This window comes from Pseudomonas sp. HP_12 (assembly GCF_055283955.1).
Window position 1 is genome coordinate 244,771 of sequence record NZ_JBTOQG010000001.1, and the last position, 22,676, is coordinate 267,446.

The 22,676-nt window shown below is 61.8% G+C and carries 19 protein-coding genes and 2 pseudogenes; 10 read left to right on the forward strand and 11 right to left on the reverse strand.

Features of this window, described 5'->3' with window-relative positions; translation table 11 throughout:
- Positions 1-194: 194 nt before the first annotated feature.
- From ACYASU_RS01055 to ACYASU_RS01065, 3 genes and pseudogenes are all read left to right on the forward strand, one after another.
- A pseudogene (locus tag ACYASU_RS01055) lies at positions 195-818 on the forward strand (PDC sensor domain-containing protein); the annotation flags it as partial.
- A gap of 525 nt (positions 819-1,343) precedes the next feature.
- Positions 1,344-1,943, forward strand: a pseudogene (locus ACYASU_RS01060) (methyl-accepting chemotaxis protein); the annotation flags it as partial.
- A gap of 731 nt (positions 1,944-2,674) precedes the next feature.
- The gene (locus ACYASU_RS01065; protein WP_463581639.1) at positions 2,675-3,496 is read left to right on the forward strand and encodes an alpha/beta fold hydrolase; all 822 of its coding nucleotides are present in this window, start codon (positions 2,675-2,677) and stop codon (positions 3,494-3,496) included.
- An 88-nt stretch (positions 3,497-3,584) separates the two neighbouring features.
- Here the strand turns inward: ACYASU_RS01065 and moaA are convergent, their stop codons facing one another.
- The 3 genes from moaA to ACYASU_RS01080 form a co-directional block, all read right to left on the reverse strand.
- Positions 3,585-4,583: a GTP 3',8-cyclase MoaA gene (moaA, locus tag ACYASU_RS01070; protein ID WP_192174649.1), complete on the reverse strand. Its 999-nt coding sequence runs from the start codon at positions 4,581-4,583 to the stop codon at positions 3,585-3,587.
- Between the two features lie 74 nt (positions 4,584-4,657).
- Positions 4,658-5,485 carry a formate/nitrite transporter family protein gene (locus ACYASU_RS01075; RefSeq protein ID WP_463581640.1) on the reverse strand — a complete coding sequence of 276 codons (828 nt, stop codon included), beginning with the start codon at positions 5,483-5,485 and terminating at the stop codon, positions 4,658-4,660.
- A gap of 319 nt (positions 5,486-5,804) precedes the next feature.
- Positions 5,805-7,154, reverse strand: a complete 1,350-nt coding sequence (locus ACYASU_RS01080; RefSeq protein ID WP_463581641.1) for a cation:proton antiporter — start codon at positions 7,152-7,154, stop codon at positions 5,805-5,807.
- A 187-nt stretch (positions 7,155-7,341) separates the two neighbouring features.
- On the opposite strand from ACYASU_RS01080, the gene ACYASU_RS01085 reads away from it, so the two are divergent.
- Both ACYASU_RS01085 and ACYASU_RS01090 read left to right on the forward strand, forming a co-directional pair.
- Complete coding sequence (locus ACYASU_RS01085) at positions 7,342-7,557, forward strand: DUF6434 domain-containing protein (RefSeq protein ID WP_463581642.1); 216 nt, start codon at positions 7,342-7,344, stop codon at positions 7,555-7,557.
- Between the two features lie 17 nt (positions 7,558-7,574).
- Complete coding sequence (locus ACYASU_RS01090) at positions 7,575-8,201, forward strand: glutathione S-transferase family protein (RefSeq protein ID WP_463581643.1); 627 nt, start codon at positions 7,575-7,577, stop codon at positions 8,199-8,201.
- 13 nt (positions 8,202-8,214) lie between these two features.
- On the opposite strand, the gene ACYASU_RS01095 is transcribed toward ACYASU_RS01090, so the two are convergent.
- Positions 8,215-9,033, reverse strand: coding sequence for a helix-turn-helix transcriptional regulator (locus ACYASU_RS01095; protein WP_463581644.1), 819 nt, complete (start codon positions 9,031-9,033; stop codon positions 8,215-8,217).
- 97 nt (positions 9,034-9,130) lie between these two features.
- Here ACYASU_RS01095 and ACYASU_RS01100 point away from each other — a divergent pair, with 97 nt between their 5' ends.
- The gene (locus ACYASU_RS01100; RefSeq protein WP_463581645.1) at positions 9,131-10,087 is read left to right on the forward strand and encodes a threonine dehydratase; all 957 of its coding nucleotides are present in this window, start codon (positions 9,131-9,133) and stop codon (positions 10,085-10,087) included.
- A gap of 34 nt (positions 10,088-10,121) precedes the next feature.
- Here the strand turns inward: ACYASU_RS01100 and ACYASU_RS01105 are convergent, their stop codons facing one another.
- The 3 genes from ACYASU_RS01105 to ACYASU_RS01115 all read right to left on the reverse strand — a co-directional run bounded on the left by ACYASU_RS01105 (position 10,122) and on the right by ACYASU_RS01115 (position 13,218).
- Positions 10,122-10,904, reverse strand: coding sequence for a YkgJ family cysteine cluster protein (locus ACYASU_RS01105; RefSeq protein WP_463581646.1), 783 nt, complete (start codon positions 10,902-10,904; stop codon positions 10,122-10,124).
- A gap of 171 nt (positions 10,905-11,075) precedes the next feature.
- A complete protein-coding gene (locus tag ACYASU_RS01110; protein WP_463581647.1) occupies positions 11,076-11,849 on the reverse strand; it encodes an L-iditol 2-dehydrogenase in 774 nt (257 codons plus the stop codon).
- A gap of 55 nt (positions 11,850-11,904) precedes the next feature.
- A complete protein-coding gene (locus tag ACYASU_RS01115) occupies positions 11,905-13,218 on the reverse strand; it encodes an ABC transporter substrate-binding protein (protein WP_463581648.1) in 1,314 nt (437 codons plus the stop codon).
- A 291-nt stretch (positions 13,219-13,509) separates the two neighbouring features.
- Here ACYASU_RS01115 and ACYASU_RS01120 point away from each other — a divergent pair, with 291 nt between their 5' ends.
- The gene (locus tag ACYASU_RS01120) at positions 13,510-14,439 is read left to right on the forward strand and encodes a helix-turn-helix domain-containing protein (RefSeq protein ID WP_463581649.1); all 930 of its coding nucleotides are present in this window, start codon (positions 13,510-13,512) and stop codon (positions 14,437-14,439) included.
- A gap of 124 nt (positions 14,440-14,563) precedes the next feature.
- On the opposite strand, the gene ACYASU_RS01125 is transcribed toward ACYASU_RS01120, so the two are convergent.
- Positions 14,564-14,725 carry a hypothetical protein gene (locus tag ACYASU_RS01125; RefSeq protein WP_141695236.1) on the reverse strand — a complete coding sequence of 54 codons (162 nt, stop codon included), beginning with the start codon at positions 14,723-14,725 and terminating at the stop codon, positions 14,564-14,566.
- 197 nt (positions 14,726-14,922) lie between these two features.
- Complete coding sequence (locus tag ACYASU_RS01130; protein WP_463581650.1) at positions 14,923-16,506, reverse strand: putative bifunctional diguanylate cyclase/phosphodiesterase; 1,584 nt, start codon at positions 16,504-16,506, stop codon at positions 14,923-14,925.
- Between the two features lie 282 nt (positions 16,507-16,788).
- Here ACYASU_RS01130 and ACYASU_RS01135 point away from each other — a divergent pair, with 282 nt between their 5' ends.
- Positions 16,789-17,334 carry a glutathione peroxidase gene (locus ACYASU_RS01135; protein WP_463581651.1) on the forward strand — a complete coding sequence of 182 codons (546 nt, stop codon included), beginning with the start codon at positions 16,789-16,791 and terminating at the stop codon, positions 17,332-17,334.
- 3 nt (positions 17,335-17,337) lie between these two features.
- On the forward strand, positions 17,338-17,946 hold the full coding sequence (locus tag ACYASU_RS01140; protein WP_463581652.1) for a dTMP kinase: 609 nt from the start codon (positions 17,338-17,340) through the stop codon (positions 17,944-17,946).
- A 146-nt stretch (positions 17,947-18,092) separates the two neighbouring features.
- On the opposite strand, the gene ACYASU_RS01145 is transcribed toward ACYASU_RS01140, so the two are convergent.
- Positions 18,093-19,232: a glutathione-independent formaldehyde dehydrogenase gene (locus ACYASU_RS01145; protein ID WP_192174678.1), complete on the reverse strand. Its 1,140-nt coding sequence runs from the start codon at positions 19,230-19,232 to the stop codon at positions 18,093-18,095.
- A 243-nt stretch (positions 19,233-19,475) separates the two neighbouring features.
- Here ACYASU_RS01145 and ACYASU_RS01150 point away from each other — a divergent pair, with 243 nt between their 5' ends.
- The gene (locus ACYASU_RS01150) at positions 19,476-20,270 is read left to right on the forward strand and encodes an SDR family NAD(P)-dependent oxidoreductase (RefSeq protein WP_463581653.1); all 795 of its coding nucleotides are present in this window, start codon (positions 19,476-19,478) and stop codon (positions 20,268-20,270) included.
- Between the two features lie 68 nt (positions 20,271-20,338).
- Here the strand turns inward: ACYASU_RS01150 and ACYASU_RS01155 are convergent, their stop codons facing one another.
- A complete protein-coding gene (locus ACYASU_RS01155) occupies positions 20,339-22,597 on the reverse strand; it encodes a putative bifunctional diguanylate cyclase/phosphodiesterase (RefSeq protein ID WP_463581824.1) in 2,259 nt (752 codons plus the stop codon).
- Positions 22,598-22,676: the final 79 nt, after the last annotated feature.

Here is a 22,676-nt window from a genome sequence, read left to right on the forward strand (position 1 = left end):
TCACGGCCGTCGCGATTTTCGCGGTCATGACCCTGGGGGGCAAACCCCAACTGGTGGCCGCCGGCACCGAGTCGGCGGAGCAGTCAGCCAGCGCCATTACCCGTCAGCTGGCGTTGCCATTGAGCCGCATCGAGGGGACCGCTGCCGCCATGGCGCTGCTGGCGGAGACACTGCCACACGAAGAAACCCTGTACATGAGCAATTTCCCCGGCTTGATCGACAGCCAGGGGGATTCCGCCATCGCCGGTGGCGGCGTGTGGCCGGAGCCCAATGCCTTTTCCCCAGGCACCGAACGTCGCAGTTTTTTCTGGGCACGGGACGCCAGCAACCGACTGGGCTTCTCGGACGAATACAATCAGGCCAAAACGCCGCCTTATCAGGCTGAATCCTGGTACACCGGGGCCAAGTCTTCACCGGCAGGCCGGTGCGTCTGGTCCGATGCCTATCAGGACCCGGTCAGCGGCGTGGCAATGACCACCTGCAGCGTCCCTTATCGGGCGCAGGGCGCGTTCGCCGGTGTCGCGACCATCGATTTGAAACTTGATGGTCTGGCAGCTTTCCTCAAAGAGAAAGGCGGCGTTACGGACGGCTACGCATTTGCGGTCGATCCTTCAGGGAATTTGCTGTATTTCCCCGATGCGAAGGGCACCAAGGGCCTGCTGACCATTACCGGTTTGAGCCAGGAACAACCCTGGTTGAAGCCGGTGGCTGATCAGCTCGCGAGCAACACTTCGGCCCTCTCGACCCTGAGGATTGAGCACGACGGTCGGCTCAACGGCCCGGCCTACGTCACCCTGGCGACCATGGCCGGCACGGGCTGGCGCATTGGGCTGGTGACCCCGGAAGCCCGCGTCGTCGGCCTGGCCAACCGCCTCACCGGCCAGATTCTGTTGTTTCTGCTGCCGCTGCTTGGGGTGCTGCTGGGTCTGGCCTGGCTGGCCGGCAAGCGCCTGCTGGCGCAGCTGGAGGAAACCACCGCGCAGATATCGAGTCTGGGGCAGGGCGGTCAGATCGATACTCAACTGGCCATTGTGCGGGCCGACGAGATCGGCGCGCTGCGTGAGTCGGTCAACCGCTACGCCGGTTCCCTGCGCGACATGCTGCACCGCATCGCCGAGGAGTCGGTGTCCCTGGAACGCCAGGCCAACGAGCTGGCGCAGCTGTCCCAAGGCGTCGCCGAGCGGGCCGAATCCCAGCGTCAGGACAACACCTTACTGGCGACCGCAATCACCGAGATGTCGGCCAGTGCCAACGAAGTCGCCCAGAACACCACCGACTGCTCCGACACCGCCCGCCGTTCCCTGGGCGATGCGCAGAAAAGCCAGGATCAGGTCAACAGCAACAGCCAGTCCATCGAAGTGCTGGCAACGGACATTGCCGGCGCGGCGGGCGCCATCACCCAACTGGGCGATGACATCGAGCGCGTGGGCAGCGTGCTGGAGGTGATCAAATCGATCTCCCAACAGACCAATCTGCTGGCCCTCAACGCCGCGATCGAAGCGGCGCGTGCAGGTGAGCAAGGGCGCGGCTTTGCGGTGGTGGCTGATGAGGTGCGCACGCTGGCCGGGAGAACCCAGGCCTCGGCGAACGAAATTCAAGAGATGATCTCGCAACTGCGTCAGGCCTCCAGTGCGGCGGTCTCGACGATGCAGAACGGCGCCCATCGCACCCGTGAGTCGGTGCAGCAGGCGGTTAATGTTGCCGCCACACTGGGCACCACCGTCTTCAGCTTCGACGACATCGTCCAGCGCGCCCATCAAATCGCCGTGGCCGCCCAGGAGCAGAGCCACGTCACTCACGAAATCAATGAGCTGGCGGTGCGCATCCACGCCTCCAGCGAACAAGGCGCCCGGGATGCCGGCACCCTGCGCGAACTGGGCAAAGGCATGCAGTCGATCTCCGGTCGTCTGGGTGCGTTGAGCCGCGGAGGCAGCCAGGGCTGAGGCATCTTGCGCGCTGGTTAGGCCGGGCGTGAGCACGATCAAATCTTCAGCGTCCGACACGCCGTCTTCGTGAGCAAGCTCACTCCCACATGGATGGTAGTTGCCAAGAGATTGATGGCGTCCACACCGGCCTCTTCCCGGCTAAAGCCGGTCCCACTAAAACACCGCTTGCGGTCATTTTCGTGAGCAAGCTCACTCCTACATGGATGGTGGTCGCCAGGAAATTGATGGCGTCCACACCGGCCTCTTCCCGGCTAAAGCCGGTCCCACTAACACACCGCGTGCGGTCAGCAATCCTGTGGGACCGGCTTCAGCCGGGAAGCTCTTGATCTGCGCAGCGCTTTTGATCTTCGTACGCAAAAAGGCCAGTCACCGCCAGTCGCGACTTGGGTGCAGGCTGAACGCAGGTCTCGTGGAGTGGGCCGAGCCGCATGGATGCGGCGAGAGCGCCGTCAGGACATGGATGTCCGTTCGGCGCGGGCCCACGGAGCGAGATCGGAGTGAAGGAACCCTGACGAAGGAAGGGCCAAACCAGGAGCAGGCACCCTTGGTTACTTGGGGTGCTTTTCCAAGTAACTCGCCGAAGGCGAAACAGTCGAGCCGTTAGGCCGACGCCCTTGATCTTGATCCTGATCTCGCGAAGCGCAAACAAGCACATATCTCCAATCCAGCCGCGCCACGAGCGACTACGCTCAACCTTCCCCCGAACCCTATCCCGAGGACCGCATCCCATGACCACCCTGACCCTGAAAGACGGCACCGAATTCTTCTACAAAGACTGGGGCTCCGGCCAGCCGATCGTCTTCTCCCATGGCTGGCCCCTCGACGGCGACGCATGGGATGCACAAATGCTCTTCCTCGGCCAGCACGGCTACCGCGTCATCGCCCACGACCGCCGTGGTCACGGCCGCTCCGGCCAGACCTGGGACGGCAACGACATGGACACCTACGCCGACGACCTCGCCCAACTGTTCGAAGCCCTCGACCTCAAAGACGCCATCATGATCGGCCACTCCACCGGCGGCGGTGAAGTCGCCCGCTACATCGGCCGCCACGGCACCGCTCGCGTCGCCAAAGCCGTCCTCATCGGCGCCGTGCCACCCCTCATGCTCAAAACCGACGCAAACCCCGAAGGCCTGCCGATCGACGTGTTTGATGGCATCCGCGCCGGCTTCACCGCCGACCGCTCGCAATTCTTCAAGGATCTGGCCGTGCCGTTCTTCGGCTTCAACCGCGACGGCGTGAAAACCTCCCAGGGCGCCATCGACTCGTTCTGGTCCATCGGCATGCTCGGCGGCGTCAAAGGCGAATTCGATTGCATCAAGGCGTTCTCGGAAACCGACTTCACCGAAGACCTGAAAAAGATTGACGTGCCAACCCTGATCCTGCACGGCGATGACGACCAGATCGTCCCGATCGTCGCGTCCGGCTACAAGAGTCACGAGTTGGTAGAAGGCTCGACATTGCACGTGGTCAAGGGTGGGTCCCACGGCATGTGCACGGTTCAGGCGGAAGAAATCAACGCGATCCTGCTGGGCTTCATCAAGGGCTGATCAGCCTGTTCAGCAAGGACTGGCAGTCTCGGGGCTGGAGGCTGCCAGGCTTTTCGTCATGCGCTGACAGCTCAGCCCCAAGGGCGTATTAGCCGCCGGTCATGTTCATGAAACGCACCACCTGCACGTCATCGTTGAGCTCGAAGTTGTGCTTCCACGGCTTCAATTGCATGGCGTTGACGATGGCTTTTTCCAGCTTGTCCGGTTGCCCCGGATTGGCCCGCAGCACAGCTTTCAAATCAGCCGAATGCTCATTGCCCAGACACAACAGCAAACGACCTTCCACCGTGACGCGCACACGGTTGCAGGTTGCGCAGAAGTTGTGGCTGTGGGGCGAGATGAAGCCGATGCGGATGTGCGGCGCTTCAGCCACGCGCCAGTAACGCGAAGGCCCGGAGGTGGTTTCCGTCGAATGCACCAGGGTGTAGCGCTCGGCGATGCGCTCGCGCACCTGCTCGCTGGAGTAGAACGACTCGGCGCGGCTGTGCTCGCTGATCGTGCCCAGCGGCATCTCTTCGATAAAGGTGATATCGACGCCGCGATCAATGGCGAAGGCCACCAGATCATTGATCTCGTGGTCGTTGCGGCCTTGCATCACCACGCAATTGAGTTTGGTGCGCTCGAAGCCCGCCGCGTTGGCAGCGTCGATTCCGGCGATGACCTTGCTCAGATCACCGGTGCGGGTCAATTCCTTGAAGCGCGCCGGGTCCAGGCTGTCGAGGCTGATGTTGAGGCGCTTGAGGCCGGCTTCGAACAGCGGCACGGCGAGTTTGTCCAGCTGCGAGCCGTTGGTGGTCATGCACAGTTCGCGCAGGCCGGGCAGGGCGGCGATGCTGCGAACCAGCCCGACGATGCCGGAGCGCACCAGTGGTTCACCGCCGGTCAGGCGAATCTTCTTTGTGCCGAGCGCTACGAAACGCTCGGCCAGTTGATGGATTTCTTCGAGGGAAAGAATCTGCTGACGCGGCAGGAACGTCATGTCCTCGGCCATGCAATACACGCAGCGAAAATCGCAGCGATCCGTGACCGACATGCGGACGTAATCGACCTTGCGTGAATAGCTGTCCATCAGGACTCGATCTGACATTGATTACTCTCACAACGTGACGCGTGGCAGAAACAGGGTGCGCGCCTGCAGCAACGAAGCGCGCGGCTGCAGCGTTAAATCTGGCGACCGGTCTGCTGCTCGATACTGGCTGCAGCGACGCCGGCGGCCGAAGCCTGAATGGCTTTCGAATAGGACACGTAATACGCGAGCCCGACGAAAATTGCACCCCCCACGGCGTTGCCCAGGAACACCGCGACGAAGTTTTCAACGAAATCGGTCCAGCTCAGGGCGTCGGCAAAGATCGCCGCCGGGATCACGAACATATTGGCGACGACGTGCTGGAAGCCGATGGCGACGAAGGCCATGATCGGGAACCACATGGCAACGACCTTTCCGGTCACGTCTTTGCTGGCGTATGACAACCAGACCGCCAGACACACCAGCCAGTTGCAACCAATGCCGGAAATAAACGCCTGGCTGAAATCTGCGCTGGCCTTGGCCTTGGCGATGGCCAGGGTCTTGGCCAGATACGCACCTTCCGTCAGGCCCAGCACATGGCCGAAGAAGTAGGCGACGAACAGCGCGCCGAGCAGGTTGGCGAACGTCACCAGCGCCCAGTTACGCGCCACCGCCGACAGCGGCACCCGACCGGCGAACATTGCCGTCGGCAGGCTCATCATATTGCCCGTGAGCAGCTCGCCGCCGGCGAGGATCACCAGAATCAAACCCAGCGGAAACACCGCCGCGCCCAGCAGGTTGCCCAATGAGGCCCACTGCGGCGGGATCATCGTGCTGACGTGGATGTCCAGCAAAAAGCCCAGGGCGATGAACGCCCCGGCGAGAAAGCCCAGCACCAGGATCGCCGGGGTCGGCAGATGGGACTTCTTGACGCCGGCCTCGATGGTGATCTCGGCGATCTGCTGCGGTGTATTGATGGACATAGGCTTTCAGGCTCGCAAGCAATGAACCGCGCCACGACTGAATGAGCCGTGACGCGAAAACGAAGGAGGGGTTCAAGCATCCAGTCTTGGTGCGCGGGAGTGTCAGCGGACACCGCGCCGATCTCTGATGGGCGTGCCGCTGCGACGTTAAACCGCATGGCAGAGGGCGCCCAAAAGGCCTGATCAATTAGTGAGCACGCTACCGATCGGGGTCTTGAGCGTCCAATCGCTTGTTCCGATAGGGTCATCGACGCTGTCTATCACGAGGGTTTTAGTCACAAGGCCGGCTCTGCAGATCAAAGTGTTCGCGATCCCTGCGCTAGTCCTTGCTGTCCCTGGTGATGCTGCGCTCATAGCGCTCCAGCAGCGGCTGAATGCTGATCCCGTGCAAAAGAATGCTCAGCGCAACCACCGACAGCGTCAGGCTGATGGTGGTGTGGACCGCCTCGGTCGGCAGGCCGTGGGTCAGCGCATAGCAGAGGTAATACAGCGTGCCGATGCCGCGAATGCCGAACCAGCCCACCAGCGCTTTCTGCGGCCGGGTGAGCAGTCTGCCACTGATCAGCAGCCACACGCTCAAGGGCCGGATCACGCAGAACAACGCCAGGCCCAGACCGACGGCGCGCCAGTCCCAGTAACTGGCCAGGGCCGCGCCGAGGAGGGTGATCAGCAGCACCTCCATGGCGCGCTCCACCAGGCTGCCGAATACCATCATGTCGCCCATCATCACGCCGGCGGCGAGTTGACTGTCGGACAGCGAATCGCGGTCGCCCATGATCGCCGACTCCGGATCGCTGTGGGTGTGGCCCACCACCGGAATGGCCACGTGTTCCGAAGGCACCTCCGACTGGGTGGTGTTGGATTCGGCGTGACGCAGGCCAATGCCCGCCGCGAACACCGCCAGGAATCCATAGGCGCCCAGGCCTTCGGCGGTGACGTAGGCAATCGCAATCAGCGCCAGGGCGAGGAAGTCATTCGGCGACAGGGTGCTGTCGGCGTTCTTGATGCGCAGGTAAATCATCAGATGCCCGACGCCACGGCCCAGGCCGTAACCCAGCATCAGCCCGACGGGCACGCCCCAGATGATGTTTTTCAGCAGCCAGCCCTGGGTCCAGTCGAAATCCGAAAAACCGTGGGTGATGAACATCAGGGCGAAAATCACGAAGGGGAACGCGGTGCCGTCGTTGAGCCCGGCCTCACCGGACAGGCCGAAGCGCACCCGGTCCAGGTCCTGGGCGCTGTTGACCTGCACAAGCCCGGCCAGCACCGGGTCGGTGGGCGAGAGCATGGCGCCGAGCAACAGCGCGATCGGCCATGACAGGCCGAACAGGTAATGGGCGGTCAGGCTGACACCGGCAATCGTCGCCAGCATCACCGGCCCGGCCAGCAAATACGCCGAATGCCAGGCGCCGCGGTTCAGGGGCAGGCGCAGCTTGATACCGGTGTTGAACAGGGAAAACAGCACGGCGATTTCAGTCAGGCGTTCAAGCCAGTGGCGTGCATCGCGAACGTCGAGCTGCGCGATGTCCAGGCCCCAGGGCCCGATCGCGGCGCCAAACGCCAGACACACCGCCGACGTCGTGACCGGCAGCCAGCGCAGGTAAGAAGAAGTCAGCGCCAGCAGCATCAGGAGGACACCGAAGACGGTCATGCAAAGAATGAAACTCATGCGGATACATCATCAGTCAATGGGCGGGAATGACTGTGTGACTGTAAGAGGGGGGGATAGTTGAAATAAATGTGGAATGGATCCCGCGACCGGCGCACTGCCTTGCCTGGCGCCTGTCGCTCGGTCTGACCCATACGTATTTCCCGACTAGACTGTGCGGCGCCCCCCTTACTTGGACCAAGTCCCCATGGCCTTCGATTGGCACAGCGAATCCCTTTCCCGAGACACCCCTGTCACCCATGGTTACCGCAACACCCAGAACGTGCGCCGGTTCATGACCGCGCAGTGCGGGCCGGCCTTCAAGTTCGACCGCGACTTCATGGCGTGGATACGCAACGACAGCGCCAAGACCCTGGGCGATGTTGCGGATGAATGGCAACGGCGCCACGGCTATAAAGCCTGATGAGAGCGGGAGACAGCATGTTCAGATTATTCGGGGCCGACAGATCCGGCTCGGCCGCTATTGAGATCGCGCTCACGCTGTGCGGCGCCGATTACCGCTTGATGGGCGCAAGTTCATGGGAAGCCGGTGCAGGGCAGGACGAGCTGAAGCGTCTGAACCCGTTGATGCAGGTGCCGACGATGGTCATCCCCGGCGGCGGAGTGATGACGGAGAGCGCGGCCATCCTCACGCACCTGGGCCTGGCCTTTCCGCTGTCCGGCCTGCTGTCTCAAGACACCCTTAAGCGAGCCCAGCAACTCCGGGCCCTGGCGTACCTCACCACCAATTGTTATGCGTCCATCGGCCTGATCGATTATCCGGAGCGGTGGCTGCCTGACGCCGAGCCTGGCCAATTAGACCGATTGGTCGCAGGTGCCCGGAGCAAGCTGCACAGTCAGTGGGAGGTGTTCGCCGATGTGTTTTACAACCCGGTTGTCTGGCATCCCCATGCCCCAAGCGCCGTCGAAATTCTCGCCTGCGTGGCCAGCCAGTGGAGTGGGGCGCGGGAACACCTCCGGGCGTCCCGGCCCGAGTTTCATGGGTCTTTGGACGTCGTCGATCATCACCCCGCTATCAAGGCGGTGCTGCAGCGGCACGGCTGGTGAGACGCGTGAACAGTTACGACGACAACTGACTGCGTAGCTTCGCCGGGCTGATGCCCATGCGCAGCCGAAACGCCGTCGCCATATGCGCCTGGGAGCTGAAGCCGCAGGCGTGGGCGATCTCCGCCAGTCGCGCGCTTGAATCGCGCATCAGGGCCCGGGCCTTCGCCATACGCCGGTCGATCAGGTAACTGTGCGGGCTCTTGCCCGTGGTGTGCTTGAACGCCCGGATGAAATAACCCTCGGACAACCCCAGCATCTGCGCCATGGCCTGCACCCCCAGCGGGCCGTCGATGCCGGCGTCGATGAACTCATCGAGTCTGCGCATCCGGCTGCCGTTGATCGAGCCTTGCAGCGGCGCGTCGAAAGCGCTCTTGTTATCGGCCCGTTCAGCTAGGGCCAGCGCCCAGCCCTCCCAGTCATCCGCCGCCGAGCGCTGCAACAATGCCGCGCGCATCCTCATGGCCAGGACGATCGATTGAGCATCAATGCGGTTGTTGAAAGCGTGATCCCCCTTCAGAGCGAGCCCGTCGGTGCGCAGCAGCCGCAGGTATTCACCGCCCGCGGGCGACTCCGATAACACGTCGCACCCGGCGGGCACGAACGCCAGGCCGTTGGGCACTGCGTCGAAGGGCTGCACCCGGTCGCTGCCGATGGCGTGCAGACCACGCTGGCTTTCGAAGGCAAAGCCGATCGCCGCCTGGGTCGCCACATACCGCGTGGCATAACCGGCGGCAGGCAGCAATTCGATCATCCACGGGCCTGCTTCGACACGGCGAACCGGTTCAGACGGGAGCGAGTGGGGCGGGCGTTTTGTCGGGTTCATGGGCCTCATAGTAATCAAGTGATTCAGCAAAAGTCAGGTCAGTTTTTTGAAAGCCGGCGCGGCGAGCGTCTGCCTAGACTGGGCCACATTTTCGAGGAGACAGCCCATGCACGGACTGACACGGGACGATATCGAACAGGCCGCTCGCCAGGTGTACGAGGTCATGCCGCCCACCGCCCAATACCCGTGGCCGTTACTGGCCGAGCGGCTGAACAGCACGGTGTGGGTCAAGCACGAGAACCACACGCCCACCGGAGCGTTCAAGGTGCGCGGCGGAATTACGTTCATGCACTGGCTCAACCGCACTTTCCCGACCGTCAGAGGCATCGTCACGGCGACGCGGGGCAACCACGGTCAGAGCCTGGCGCTGGCCGCCACCGCGCTGGGCTTGAGTGCGTCGATCGTGGTGCCGGAAGGCAACTCGCCGGAGAAGAACAACGCCATGCGTGCACTTGGCGGCACCGTCATCGAATGCGGCCGGGATTTCGACGAAGCCCGGGAAGAGGCCGCGCGGCTGGCGGATCTGCATGGGCACTACCTGGTCCCGCCATTCCACATCGAGTTGCTCAAGGGCGTGGCCACCTATGGGCTGGAGTTGTTCATGGCCGCGCCGGATCTGGACACGGTTTACGTGCCGATCGGCTGTGGGTCGGGCATTTGCGGCGTTATTGCCGCCCGTGACGCGCTGGGCCTGGAGACTCGGGTGGTCGGTGTGGTCTCCACCGAGGCAGCGGCCGCCAAATGGTCGTTCGAGGAAGGCACTATTTTGCAGACCCCGTCGGCGAACACCTTCGCCGACGGCCTCGCCGTACGCCGGCCCATTCCTGCGGCCTTCGCGATCTATCGAACCGGGGCGGAGCGCATCGTCGCCGTCAGCGAGGAAGAAATCGCCGAGGCCATGCGCGTCTATTACACCGACACCCATAACCTCGCGGAGGGCGCAGGGGCCGCTGCACTGGCGGCGCTCATCCAGGAACGCCGGGCCATGGCAGGGAAGAAGGTCGGTGTCATTCTGTCCGGGGGGAATGTGGACCGGGGGGTGTATGCGCGGGTAATAGGCTGAGGCGGCAAGCTGCAAGCGGTTCAGCGGCGGCCGTTCAGCGGGGCAGTGGGTGGAAGATGTAATCGTCGCTGGGTGAGTCAGCCAGGGGCACGGACTGAGCGTGGAGATAAGCCCTCAACGCCGGGTCTTCTGCCTTGATCTGCCAGGCTTGAGCAGCGGGGCCGGCATTGACCTCAGCGCTTTCGCAGGCGGCGAGCAGTGTTTCGACCGAGGGCTGGTGAATCACCAGACCGTTGCCTTTCCAGCCGGCGACGGTCAGGCCCAGGCTTTCGCACACTGCCACTTTGCGTCGGGCATCCTCGCGGTCGGTCTGGCGGGATTGCTGGACCAGCATCGCCAACCCCTGATCCGAGGCCAGCAGGCTGCCCTGTTGCCAGCTTTCCGGCGGGCAGTCCTTGGCTTCAGGTTTCAGCTCAATGAAAGGACTGATCTCCATCGGGTAGATCCGGCACACCAGCGGCCGCTCCAGATACACCGAGCAGAGCCCGTCTTTTTGAAGGTTCGGGCATTCAGGGATCGCATTGGCCGCCAGAATCACCGTCACCCGCAGCGTGCCCGAACCGCCGGTGACCGGCGCGGATCGCCCGGCGTTGTAGGCGTACTCGGGTGAGTCGACCGGCCAGAGTGAATCGTCGAATGCCTCAAGCAATACCCCCACAGGATCGCCGCGTTTCAGCCAGGTCACGGCTTCACCCAGGGTCAAGGGCACGAAGCGGCCGCGACAGCACGCGCCACAGCCGACGCATTCGAAGCGCACGTCGGGGTCTATCGCGAGGCCATTGGCTGTGGCGATGACGCCTGATTCTCTGATGTCCATGTGACCTGCGTCCCTTTTCATTGAGCGGTCAATCATAACGGGATGTGCGCGATCAGTCAGTGGAGTCGGCTTCAGCCGGGAAGAGGCCGGTCTCGGTATACTCAATTCCACCGGGTCGCGTAAGGCCCGATGCAAAGCAATGCCCGATATCCTGGAGGTCACTCCTTGGGCTCAACTCATCCAGTTACCGCCATCAACGTTGTAGGTCTGGGCGACGACATAATCGCTCTCAGCCGACGCCAGAAAGATCGCCATGCCGGTCAGGTCCTGGGCAGTGCCCATGCGGCCGTACGGCACTTCGGCGCCGACGAGCCGTTTCTTCTCGCCCAACGGCCGGTTCTCGTGTTTGGCAAACAGCGCGTCCACACCGTCCCAGTGCTCGCCGTCGACGACGCCCGGGGCGATCGCATTGACGTTGATCCGGTGCTTGATCAGGTTCAGTCCCGCTGACTGGGTCACGCTGATGACCGCGGCCTTGGTCGCGCAGTAAACGCCCACCAGTGCCTCGCCGCGCCGGCCGGCCTGGCTCGCCATATTGATGATCTTGCCGCCATGACCCTGGGCGATCATCTGCCTGGCCGCCGCCTGAAGGGTGAACAACGTGCCGGCCACATTGATGGAGAACAGCCGCTCGTAACTCTCGCGGGTGATGTCCGTGATGGGCGCCAAATCAAACAATGCAGCGTTGTTGATCAGGATATCCAGCTTGCCGGTGGTGGCGACGACGGCCGCAATGGCCGCGTCGATGGACGATTGATCGGTGACATCCATCCTCACCGGGTAGGCACTGGCGCCCAGTTCGGTGGCGGTCTGGGTCGCGCGCTCCAGATTGATGTCGGCGATGGCCACTGTCGCGCCTTCGCGAATGTAGGCTTCGGCGTAGGCACGCCCGATACCCCGGGCTGAACCTGTGATCAGTGCGCTTTTACCTTCGAGTCGTTTCATTGAAAGAGTCATCCGTCATGCAGAAAGAGGCGGCAGGGGGCTGCCGACAGGGCATTTATTTTTTCGGGTAACCGGCGCGTTTCATTTCCCGCTCCGTCGTCGACTGCGCGGACGCCAGGGCTTGCTCGACAGTGATCTGGCCGGTGAGCGCGGCCGAGAAGAGTTTGCCCACGGACGTGCCGATCGCCTGGAATTCCGCGATGGTCACGTACTGGATGCCGACGTAGGGCACAGGCTGGGCCGACGGGTGCGTCGGGTCGGCGTGCTTCATCATTTCCAGTGTCACTTTGGCGAACGGCGCGGCCTTGAGGTACGCGTCGCTGTAGGTGGAGGTGCGGGTGCCAGGCGGCACGTTGGTGATGCCATCCTTCTGCGCGACCAGCTGGATGTATTCCCTGGAGGTGGCCCACGTGGTGAACGTCTTGGCGGCATCTTTGTGCTTGGAGGTCGCGGGAATCGCCAGGGACCAGGCGTACAGCCAGGACGAACCCTTGTCGGTCACTTCAACGGGCGCCGGCGCGAAACCCACGCTGTCCACGACCCGGCTCTGTTCTTTGTCGGTGGTGAACGAGCCTGCCACGCTGGCATCGACCCAGATTGCGCATTTGCCGCTGTTGAACAGCGCCAGGGTTTCATTGAAGCCGTTGCTGGAGACGCCGGGCGGGCCGTAGTTTTTCAGCGTATTGACGTAGAAGTTGGCAGCGGCCGTCCACTCGGGGCTGGTCAGCTGAGGTTGCCATTGTTCGTCGAACCAGCGGGCGCCAAAGGCGTTGGCCATCGTCGTCAGCAAGGCCATGTTCTCGCCCCAGCCGGCCTTGCCCCTCAGGCACATGCCGTACTGACCTTGATCGGGGTGATGCAGTTTGGCGGCGAACTCGCCGAGCTGGGTCCAGGTCGGGCGCTCGGGCATGCTCAGCCCGGCCTGTTTGAACAGATCGGTGCGGTAATAGGTCACCGTGCTCTCGCCATAGAAGGGCAATGCATACAGGGTGTCGTTGACCGACAGGCCCTGGCGCACGGACGGGATGATGTCGTCCAGGTCGTAGCTGGCCGGCAAATCCTTCATCGGCTCCAGCCAGCCTTTTGCGCCCCATAATGGCGTCTCATAGGTGCCGATGGTCAGCACATCGAACTGGCCGCCCTGGGTGGCGATGTCGGTGGTCAGTCGTTGGCGCAGGACGTTTTCTTCGAGCACCACCCAATTGAGCTTGACGTCCGGGTGCTGCTGTTCGAATACCCTGGAAAGCCGCTGCATGCGGATCATGTCGTTGTTGTTGACGGTGGCGATGGTGATCGTCTCGGCAGCCTGACTGACGCCCGCCAGGGACAGACCGGCAGACAGCAGCAGAGCGTGATGGGTGATCTTCATGGTGATCTCCATTCCACGCCGGTGGCGCGGAATCGTTATTGTTGTTTTTGAGCACTGCCGGTCCCTCTGACGTCTCACTTCGGGGCAGTGGCGTGCCGATTACAGCAGCTCGCACGCGCTGCAACAAACACGCTGAGGATGTTCCACTGATGCTTTTTTAACCGTGCAGCCCAGCCCTGCGTCCGGCTAAAAAAGTATCAGCGCGCAGTGGCAGGCGAGGTGGAGCTGAGGGAAGCAAGAGGGGTATGGTGTGTGGACGCTCGCGCCAACAACGACAAAAAAGGGGCAGACATGCCTGAAAGCCGAACCGCCTTATTCGAGCAGATGCCTGCCGAACTGGAGATCATCCTGCCGGCGCCCCAGCAGAGTTTTCGCTGGTACGAGCACGACTATCCCTATCCGCTCGCGCGCTGGAATCATCACCCTGAGTACGAAATTCATCTGATCCGCAAAGGCAGCGGCAAACTGGTGGCGGGCGATTACATCGGCGCTTTCGGCCCCGGCCATGTCGCGCTGATCGGCCCTGATCTGCCCCATGACTGGATGGGCGATCTGGCGCCGGGGGAGCACCTGCAAGGCCGGGACGTCGTACTGCAATTCGACGGCGCTACGTTGCTGGCGCTGCGCGAAACGCTGCCTGAACTGGGTGAACTGCAGGGGTTGTTTGACCGCGCCCGCCGCGGGCTGGAATTTACCGGCGGTACAGCAATTCAGGCGGCCGAGCTGCTTGAACGCATCGGCACGGCGAACGGCTTGCAACGCTTGCTGCTGTTTCTCGAGCTGCTCAACATCCTGAGCACAGCGCCTACCCGTGAAGCTCGCACGCTGGCGAGTTCGTGCTACGCGCCTGCTCTGGATGCCAAAAGCGCCGAGCGGGTTCATCGGGCGTTCGACTACCTGCAACGGGAGCTGACGGGGGATATCAGGCTGTCAGTGATCGCCGAGCGCCTGCACATGAGCGAGCCGGGGTTCTCGCGGTTCTTCAAGCGCGCGACGGGCCACGGGTTTATCGACCTGATGCGCAAGCTGCGCATCCAGAAAGCCTGCCGCTTGCTGCTGCAGACGCAGATGTCCATCGCCGATGTCTGCTTTGAAGTGGGTTACATCAACCTGTCGAACTTTAATCGACACTTCCGTTACGAGATGAACCAGACGCCGACCGACTACCGAAGAGGCACGGCAGCGACGTTGTTCAACTTGAACACGTCGAAGGCGTCGTAGGCGATCTTTACCGTGTTGAGATGAACCCATGCCACGTCCAAACGAGGTGGGCGCCGATAGGGCGGCAGGTGACGGTCAGTCAGCGCCGCCCACCGGTGATCTCACACTCAGGCCAGTGCCTGACTCACGCTTGCTCGTCGTGCTCAGTCGCATCATCGTCGTGCTTGAGCGCCGGCTTCATGCCTGGCTGCGGCGCGTGCACGGCATCCGGCGCGACTTCTTCGCCGTGGTTCTTCTTCTCTTGCTGGACTTTTTTGTCGTGGGCGACGTTACGTGGATCGGTCATGGGAATTCCTTGATCTGGCAGATGATTCGAATGCTCGCCGACGCGACACGTTGGCCGTGAGCGTCGGGGCAAGATTTGGAGTCAAGGCCGGCGCCAGCGTTCAGTGCATTTCAAACCGCACTGACTGAGCCGCGCCGACTGGCCCGCGAAGACCCGGAAGCGCAGACGCTATGACCCGCGCACATGCCGACGATGCCTCAGCCTGCCAGCTGGGCAAACGATGGGTGGTTGTAGCAGAACAGACTCGAAGCAGGCTTCGGGCGGCCGTAGAGGTAGCCCTGGGCATAATCACATCCGCTGTTGGCCAGCCAGGACGGCAGATGGGGCAGGTGGAACTCCTCGACGCCTTCGGCCGTGACCTGCATTTTCAGGCTGCGCGCCATGCCCAGGATCGCTTCGACCATGGGCAGGTGATCGGTTTGCCCGGGTTCAAAGAACGACCGGTCTATTTTGATCTTGTCGATGGACAGGCGGGTCAGGTGATACAGGCTGGAATACCCGATACCGAAGTCATCCAGCGCCACCGTAATGCCGTGCTCGTGCAATTTGCTCAGGTTCTGCCGCGCCACGTCCAGATTGCCGACCAGGGCTTCCTCGGTGATTTCGACTTCGAAGCGGTGAAACGCAAACTGCTCTTGCCGCAGCTGCTCCAGCAGTTGATCGGGAAACAGCGCGTCGGTCACCATGGCGGCGCTGACGTTCATGGACAAGCGCAGGTGATCGTCCCAACGATTCGCGGCGCGACAGGCTTGGCTGATCAGCGAGCGGGTCATGGCCGGGATCAATCCCAGGCGCTCCAGCACCGGAATGAAGTCGGCCGGTGTGGCGGTGCTGCCGTCGGGCTTGAGCCAGCGTGCGAGGACTTCAAATCCCACAACCTCCTGAGAAGGGAGCGCCACGATGGGCTGGAAGTAGGGCACGATTTCGTCTGCTTCAACCGCCCGTCTCAGTGCCAGTTCAAGGTCGGCCTGGGCCCGGCGCTGCTTTTCGTATTCGCTGTCGTAGAAGTTGTAGGTGGAACGCCCGTCCTTCTTGCCTCGGTACATCGCCGTGTCGGCGCAGTGCAGCAACGCCGAAGCCTCCTGTGCGTCGGTCCACGAGCGTGCAATGCCAATGGTGGCGCCCAACGCCGAAGGCTCGACGGCGCCGGACAATGGCGCGCCAAGCCCGGACACAGCCGCCTCGGCGATCCGGCAGAGCTCGGCCTGGTGTTTGAACGTGAGAAACAGCAGGCAGAACTCATCACCGCCCAGGCGCACCGCCACGCCGCCGTTATCGTCGGCGATGGCTTCAAGCCTGCGCGCTATTTCCACGAGCACCGTATCGCCGGCGGCGTGGCCGTGCTGATCATTGACCGCCTTGAAATGGTCCAGATCGATGAGCATGACTGCCGCAGGCCGCTTCAAACCGAGCTGATTGCGAACCATGTCCATGAAGATGCGCCGGTTGATCAGCCCACTGAGCGAGTCATAGGTGGCCAGGGTTTCAGTCTGCGCCTGTGCTTGTTTCAGTCCGCGGAAGCTGGACTGGGCGTTGGCGATCAGGCGTTTGAGCAGGATCGTCGGGATGATCAACGAGATCAGGGAAAACCCTGTGACAGTGAGGACGAATCGCCATCTTTCGGCGTCTTCGAAGTCAGCGTCATAGGGCAAGGCGAGCCAGCGCATCACCCAGGCTTCGAGCTCGAATTCCCACACGATGGAAAGTGCGATCACCGTGGACAGCGTGATCAATAGCAGTACAGGCAGGCGACACGGGTTGCGGCGGTGCAGGTCATTCATGTCAGGCCTCGCAGGGCCGAGAAAATAATATGTGATGTCAGACTGCCATAATGTCAAATAGGTTCTGACCGTTGATCGAAGAATTACGCCCGGGACGCTGAACGGTATCTCCGCTCGACCGGAAACGAGGAAAGGGCCGAACCATGTTCTGCCTCTCTGACAAAGCCTTGGGAGGAGGGCGAAAAACATCAACGAATCATCGGCCGCATGCTTTAAGGTGTCCCTAAAGGCTGACCGATGAGGTTGGTCCAGACATTCCGACCCAGCAAGCAGGAGCCACCCATGACGGATTCTCTGTACGACATTCCCCTCAAGCAAATCGACGGCACGCCAGCCACTCTGGGCCAGTACAAGGGCAAAGTGCTGCTGGTGGTGAACGTAGCTTCCAAATGCGGACTGACGCCACAATACGAAGGGCTTGAAAGCCTTTACCAAGGCAAGAAAGACGCCGGGCTTGAAGTGCTGGGCTTTCCGGCCAACAACTTCAAGGAACAGGAGCCGGGCAGTGACAGCGACATCCAGTCGTTTTGCTCGACCACTTATGACGTGCACTTCCCGCTGTTCTCGAAGATCTCGGTTGCCGGCGATGATACGCACCCGCTCCACCGCGAACTGACCGCCGCCCAGCCCGCTGCCACCGGCGACGGGCCGTTCCGTGAGCGCCTCAGGGGCTACGGCATCGAAAGCGGCTCGGGCGCCGACGTGCTGTGGAATTTCGAGAAATTCCTGATCGGGCGAGACGGCAAGGTGATTGGCCGCTTTGCGCCGGATGTGACCGCCGACGATCCACGCCTCACCGCCGCCATTGACGAAGCCCTTGCTGTTTGAAGCATGAGTCGTCCGCTGTTCGTTTCGCTGGACGGGCCAAAGGGTGTCGGTAAAACCACTCTGCTGGAAGCCATCACCCAATCACTGAGGGCTGATAAGCACAAAGTGATCCGGCTGAGCGAAAGCAAAAGTGACCCTCACCGGCGTGAAACCATGGCCCTGGTTAACCAACTGGTGAGAGGTCCGGACCGGGATCTGGAGTGGGAGGTGTGCAAGCGTCTGGCCGCCAGCCGTGGCTGGATTTCGCAGCACGTGCTGACCAGACAGCCACCTGACAGCATCATCCTGATCGACCGCTGGTACCCGTCCGATGCCGCGTTTCGCCGGACCGTCCCTTTTGCGGACATCCTGCAGCTGAACATCGACCAGGAGGTGCAGGTGCCGGATTTGCACGTAGGGGTCGTGACGGCGGCCGAGGTTTCATGGGCGAGGGCAGCCGCACGACGGCGTGGGTTGAGCAGCACGGTGATTCACAGGCTGGAGGAGCACGCGGCTTGCACTGAGGCGTTCGCGCGGGCGGTCTCTGATAACGGCTGGGTTTTGTGTCGAAACGAAGGGCGGATCGAAGACGCGACGATGCAGGTGGTCGCCGAGATACGCAAGGTGCTGTGAGTTGCTTTGCCGTGGAAGGAACCGGGGTAAATGCCTCACATGCGGCACGTTTCGGGCCTGTAAACGCAGTTCGGGACCGAAGGAGAAAATCCCCTCCGGTCCCGATCGCCTGTCAACGCGTGACGTCGACGGATTACCCGGCAGCGTTACGCCGAAGGCTTGAGCACCACTTTGGTCCAGCCGTCATCACGCTGATCAAAGTGCTTGTAGGCGTCCGGACCTTCGGACAACTTCAGGCTGTGGGAAATGATCTGCGACGGCTTGGCGCGGTCATGATGGATCAGCTCGGCGAGGCGACGGTTGTACGCCTTGACATTGGCCTGGCCGGTACGGATCTGCTGACCCTTGAACCAGAAGGAACCGAAGTCGAAAGCCATCTTGCCTTCTTTCGCCAGATCACTTGCAGCGTTGGGATCCTGGGGCACGAAGACACCCACGACGCCGATACCGCCGGTGGGCTTGGTGGAGGCGACCAGGTTGTTCATGGTTTCGTGATTGGCTTCATGGCCATGCTTGTCGCAGCACTGATAGCCCACGCATTCGCAGCCACGGTCAGTGCCTTTGCCATTGGTGAGATTCATGATCTGCTCCACGGCCTGGGTCTGTGCCGTGTTGATCGGCGTGGCGCCCAGCTTGGCAGCGAGTGCCAGACGGTCTGGATGGTTGTCGACCACAAAGACTTGCGAGGCGCCTTTGATCATTGCGGCATGGGCGGCCATCAGTCCGACCGGGCCTGCGCCGTAGATCGCGATGCTTTCACCCGGCAGCAAGCCGGACAACTCAGTCGCGTGCCAGCCGGTTGGGAGGATGTCAGACAGCATGACGTAGTCGTCTTCTTTCTCCTTGGCATCTTCAGGCAGCACCAGGCAATTGAAGTCGCCATACGGCACGCGCAGCAATTCAGCCTGACCACCCTCATAAGGGCCCATTTCCGCAAAACCGTAGGCACCACCGGCACTGCCAGGGTTGACGGTCAGGCAGTAGCCGGTCAGGCCGCGCTCGCAGTTTTCGCAGAAGCCGCAACCGATATTGAACGGCAGGCAGACCATATCGCCCACTTTCACGCGATCAACTGCGGCGCCCACTTCGATGACTTCGCCCAGGTTCTCGTGACCCAGAATCCGGCCCGTTTCGAAGCTGGTGCGGCCTTCATACATATGCAAATCGGAGCCGCAGATGTTGGTCGTGGTAATGCGGACCAGCACGTCGGTCGCTTTTTCGATTTTGGCATCGGGAACGTTCTGAACGCTGACGTCGTAAGGACCGTTGTAAATAATGGCTTTCATGGGTTCTCCAGAAGAATGAGGTGCAGATATGGACATATATGCGCCAGATTTAGTACGACCGTGCCGGCCTGTCGTTCAAAGAGATTGGCCGGGAGTGACGAACGGTAAATGCTGGCAAAAGGCTCTGAGACGCGGCTTGTGGCCACTCGATGGCGAAAGACGCGATTGCGTCTATGCAAGCCGTGGCAGCTCAAATAGGGTGAGTTCTGTACTGCCCCCCAACCCAAACGTGACGGAGTGGAAATGAACATTCAGCTGAATAGCAAACGTGCGCTGGTTACCGCGTCAACCGGCGGCATCGGTTTCGCGATTGCCAAAGGTCTGGCCGAGGCGGGTGCCGAGGTGGTGATCAATGGCCGCAGTGAAAGCTCGGTCAAGCAAGCAATTGCCCGATTGGTGAGCGCTGCGCCCGGTGCCACGATTACCGGCGTCGCCGCAGATCTAAGTGATGCAGGCGGTGTTGAAACGCTGCTGCAGGGGGCCGGGCCTATCGACGTCTTGGTCAACAACGCCGGGATCTATGGCCCCCAGGATTTTTTTGAAACCGAAGATGAGGTGTGGGACAGCTACTGGCAGACCAACGTGATGTCAGGGGTACGCCTGAGTCGCGCACTGCTCCCGGCAATGGTGGCCAGGAAATGGGGCAGGGTGGTGTTCGTGTCGTCCGAGTCCGCACGCAACATCCCCGCTGACATGATTCACTACGGCGTCTCCAAGACCGCGCAGTTGGCCTTGGCCCGGGGCCTTGCGAAACGGGTTGCGGGCAGCGGGGTGACGGTCAACAGCGTGCTGCCGGGGCCGACTTTGTCCGATGGCGTTGCCGCCATGATGCAAAGTGAAGTGGCGCGCACGGGCAAATCCCTGGAGGAAGTGACCAAGGCCTTCGTAACCGAGCACCGTCCCAGCTCGATTATTCAGCGTGCCGCCACCGTCGAAGAGGTCGCCAATATGATCGTCTACGTGTGCTCGCCCCAGGCATCGGCCACTACCGGCGCAGCGCTGCGGGTTGATGGCGGTGTGGTTGACGACATCGTTTAAGCCGCGTAAGCGCTTCCAGCTCATACAGCACGTGGCCCTGGCAACGGCAGCTTCGAGTGGCTAACGCATCAAGGGAGGGGCTGGCGTTTGTTCGTCATCAGCATCGCCAGCACATCTTCAGCCAGCACCGGCGGACTGAGCAGGAAACCCTGGGCGTAAGGGCAGCCTAATTCCCTGAGCTGATCGAGCTGGCCAAGGGTCTCGACGCCCTCGGCGACAATCGCCAGGTCCAGTGCCTGCCCCAGCGACAAAATACTGTTGACGATGGCGACGCTGCGTTCATGTTTCATCATGCGCGTGACAAAGGAACGGTCGATCTTGATCGCGTCAATGGGGTAGCGGTCGATGTAACCAAGGGAGCTGTACCCGGTGCCGAAATCGTCCAGCGCAATGCGGATGCCTTGAGCGCGAAGGTCTTCAAGGGTTTTGGCCACAATCTCCGGCTCATGGAGGAACACTGACTCGGTGATCTCGATCTGCAGGGCGCGGGCATCGAATCCGGTCTCGGCGATAATCTCGGCGACCTGCGTGACGAAGTCGCTGCGGTTCAGTTCAACGCCGGACACGTTGACGTTCAGCTTGAGGGTGACTGCTCCGGCGGCGTCACTCCATTTCTTGACTTCGCGACACGCGCTGCGCATGACCCACTGCCCAAGGTCGCAGATGACGCCAATGTCCTCTGCGACGCTGATGAACACATCCGGCGCGATGATGCCGAGAGTCGAGTGGCGCCACCTGACCAGGGCTTCAACGCCTACGATCGTCTCAGTCGCAATGGAATAGATCGGCTGGTACACCAGATAGAACTCATTGCGGGTGATCGCGTGCTTGAGCGCGTTCTGCATCAGCAGCATGTCGATCGACGCCTGACGCATCGAGAGGTCGAAAACGGCCCAGCTGCCACGGCCTTTCTTCTTGGCGGCGTACATGGCCACGTCCGCGTCACGGATCAGGTCTTCGGCGGTGGTGTGCTGAACGTCCAGCGTCGCAATGCCAATGCTGCAGGAGATAAAGAGTTGTTGCCCGTCGATGGCGGTCGGCAGGCTTAAGGCGTGGGTCACGCGCTTGGCCGTCTCGATGGCCTGTTCCTGATGGCCTTCGTCGGTCAACAGGATCGCGAACTCGTCGCCTCCGATGCGGGCAATCACCGCGGTGGGATCGATGCATTCGCTCAGGCGGAGGGCAACGCTTTTCAGCAGGCTGTCCCCGGCGTGGTGGCCCATGCCGTCGTTGACGTATTTGAATCGATCCAGATCCAGGTACAACACCGTCGCCGCGCCGGGCTTCTGCGTGGTCCCTTTGCTTAGGGCCGAATGGATGCGGGCCATGAAATAGCCCCGGTTTTTGAGCCGCGTCAACTCGTCATGAAACGCCGCGTAGGACAACTCGTCCTGAATACGCTCTCGCTCGATCAACCTCGACTCGAGCGCCACGCGCTCCTCACGATCAAGCTGAGCCTGCCGAAAATGCTGCTCTGCGTCTTTGCGCTCGGTGATGTCGCGCTGAACGGAAACCCAGTGGGTGAACCAGCCTTTCTCGTTTGCAACCGGCACGATGCTGAGCTGCACCCAGAACTGAGTGCCGTCACGCCGGGTGTTGATGAGCTCGACTTCAACAGGGTCCCACCGTTGCAGCGCATCCCTGATTTTTTGCAGCGTCTGGCGATCGGTCTCCGGGCATTGCAGAATCCGCGGCGTCTTTCCCATGACCTCGTCGAGGCTGAAGCCGGTGGTGGTCAGGAACGCTGGATTGCAATAAACAATGCGTGGCCCCGGCAAATCGATGGGTTCCGCCTCGGTGATCAGGATGGCGTCCTTGGCGTTGACCACCACCGACTCCAGCAAGCGCAGACGTTCGATCACCGCAGACGCGCCGGCCCCGTTGGCCGGGTCCATCTTCAGCGCGTCGTAAAGATCGGCGGCATGGGTTTGCAGGCCGTAGATGTGTGCGGCGCTGAGTCGTGTATGGGGCAGCGGGATTGTCATCAGTACCGCTCCGGCCAGCACCGCGTTGCAATCCCTGATCGCGACGCACACCAGCGATGCGTTGACAATCTGATCGAGCCCGGCAGGCAGTACGGTGTCAGCGGGCATCGCTGCGCCTACGTCGACGACGTCACCGTAGGACAACATCATCTTCAGCCAACCGCCGGTGATTTCGTCCGGACGCACCAGCGGTGCGGCGCCGTGGGTCGCTACCGTGTGCCATTGGTCTTCGTCTTGCAGGATCAGTATGGCGCCCGCCGCCCCGGTCAGGTGCGAAGCTGCGTCTAGAAAATGCCCCAGAACTTCATGATTTTTTAAACCGAGGTGAGCCTTTGCTGCCATGTGCATTACCTGAAAAGGGGGCGAAGTGTCAGGCCATCGTTCGACCCGCATCGGGTCGAGCAAGGGCGTGTACGGCTGT

Coding starts and splice junctions, on each gene's coding strand:
- ACYASU_RS01120 (WP_463581649.1), top strand. CDS start 13,510: ATGCCTGAAAGCCGAACCGCCTTATTCGAGCAGATGCCTGCCGAACTG.
- ACYASU_RS01075 (WP_463581640.1), bottom strand. CDS start 5,485: ATGTCCATCAATACACCGCAGCAGATCGCCGAGATCACCATCGAGGCC.
- ACYASU_RS01105 (WP_463581646.1), bottom strand. CDS start 10,904: ATGGACATCAGAGAATCAGGCGTCATCGCCACAGCCAATGGCCTCGCG.
- ACYASU_RS01135 (WP_463581651.1), top strand. CDS start 16,789: ATGACGGATTCTCTGTACGACATTCCCCTCAAGCAAATCGACGGCACG.
- ACYASU_RS01100 (WP_463581645.1), top strand. CDS start 9,131: ATGCACGGACTGACACGGGACGATATCGAACAGGCCGCTCGCCAGGTG.
- ACYASU_RS01155 (WP_463581824.1), bottom strand. CDS start 22,597: ATGGCAGCAAAGGCTCACCTCGGTTTAAAAAATCATGAAGTTCTGGGG.
- ACYASU_RS01140 (WP_463581652.1), top strand. CDS start 17,338: ATGAGTCGTCCGCTGTTCGTTTCGCTGGACGGGCCAAAGGGTGTCGGT.
- moaA (WP_192174649.1), bottom strand. CDS start 4,583: ATGTCAGATCGAGTCCTGATGGACAGCTATTCACGCAAGGTCGATTAC.
- ACYASU_RS01125 (WP_141695236.1), bottom strand. CDS start 14,725: ATGACCGATCCACGTAACGTCGCCCACGACAAAAAAGTCCAGCAAGAG.
- ACYASU_RS01095 (WP_463581644.1), bottom strand. CDS start 9,033: ATGAGGCCCATGAACCCGACAAAACGCCCGCCCCACTCGCTCCCGTCT.
- ACYASU_RS01080 (WP_463581641.1), bottom strand. CDS start 7,154: ATGAGTTTCATTCTTTGCATGACCGTCTTCGGTGTCCTCCTGATGCTG.
- ACYASU_RS01085 (WP_463581642.1), top strand. CDS start 7,342: ATGGCCTTCGATTGGCACAGCGAATCCCTTTCCCGAGACACCCCTGTC.
- ACYASU_RS01145 (WP_192174678.1), bottom strand. CDS start 19,232: ATGAAAGCCATTATTTACAACGGTCCTTACGACGTCAGCGTTCAGAAC.
- ACYASU_RS01065 (WP_463581639.1), top strand. CDS start 2,675: ATGACCACCCTGACCCTGAAAGACGGCACCGAATTCTTCTACAAAGAC.
- ACYASU_RS01115 (WP_463581648.1), bottom strand. CDS start 13,218: ATGAAGATCACCCATCACGCTCTGCTGCTGTCTGCCGGTCTGTCCCTG.
- ACYASU_RS01130 (WP_463581650.1), bottom strand. CDS start 16,506: ATGAATGACCTGCACCGCCGCAACCCGTGTCGCCTGCCTGTACTGCTA.
- ACYASU_RS01110 (WP_463581647.1), bottom strand. CDS start 11,849: ATGAAACGACTCGAAGGTAAAAGCGCACTGATCACAGGTTCAGCCCGG.
- ACYASU_RS01150 (WP_463581653.1), top strand. CDS start 19,476: ATGAACATTCAGCTGAATAGCAAACGTGCGCTGGTTACCGCGTCAACC.
- ACYASU_RS01090 (WP_463581643.1), top strand. CDS start 7,575: ATGTTCAGATTATTCGGGGCCGACAGATCCGGCTCGGCCGCTATTGAG.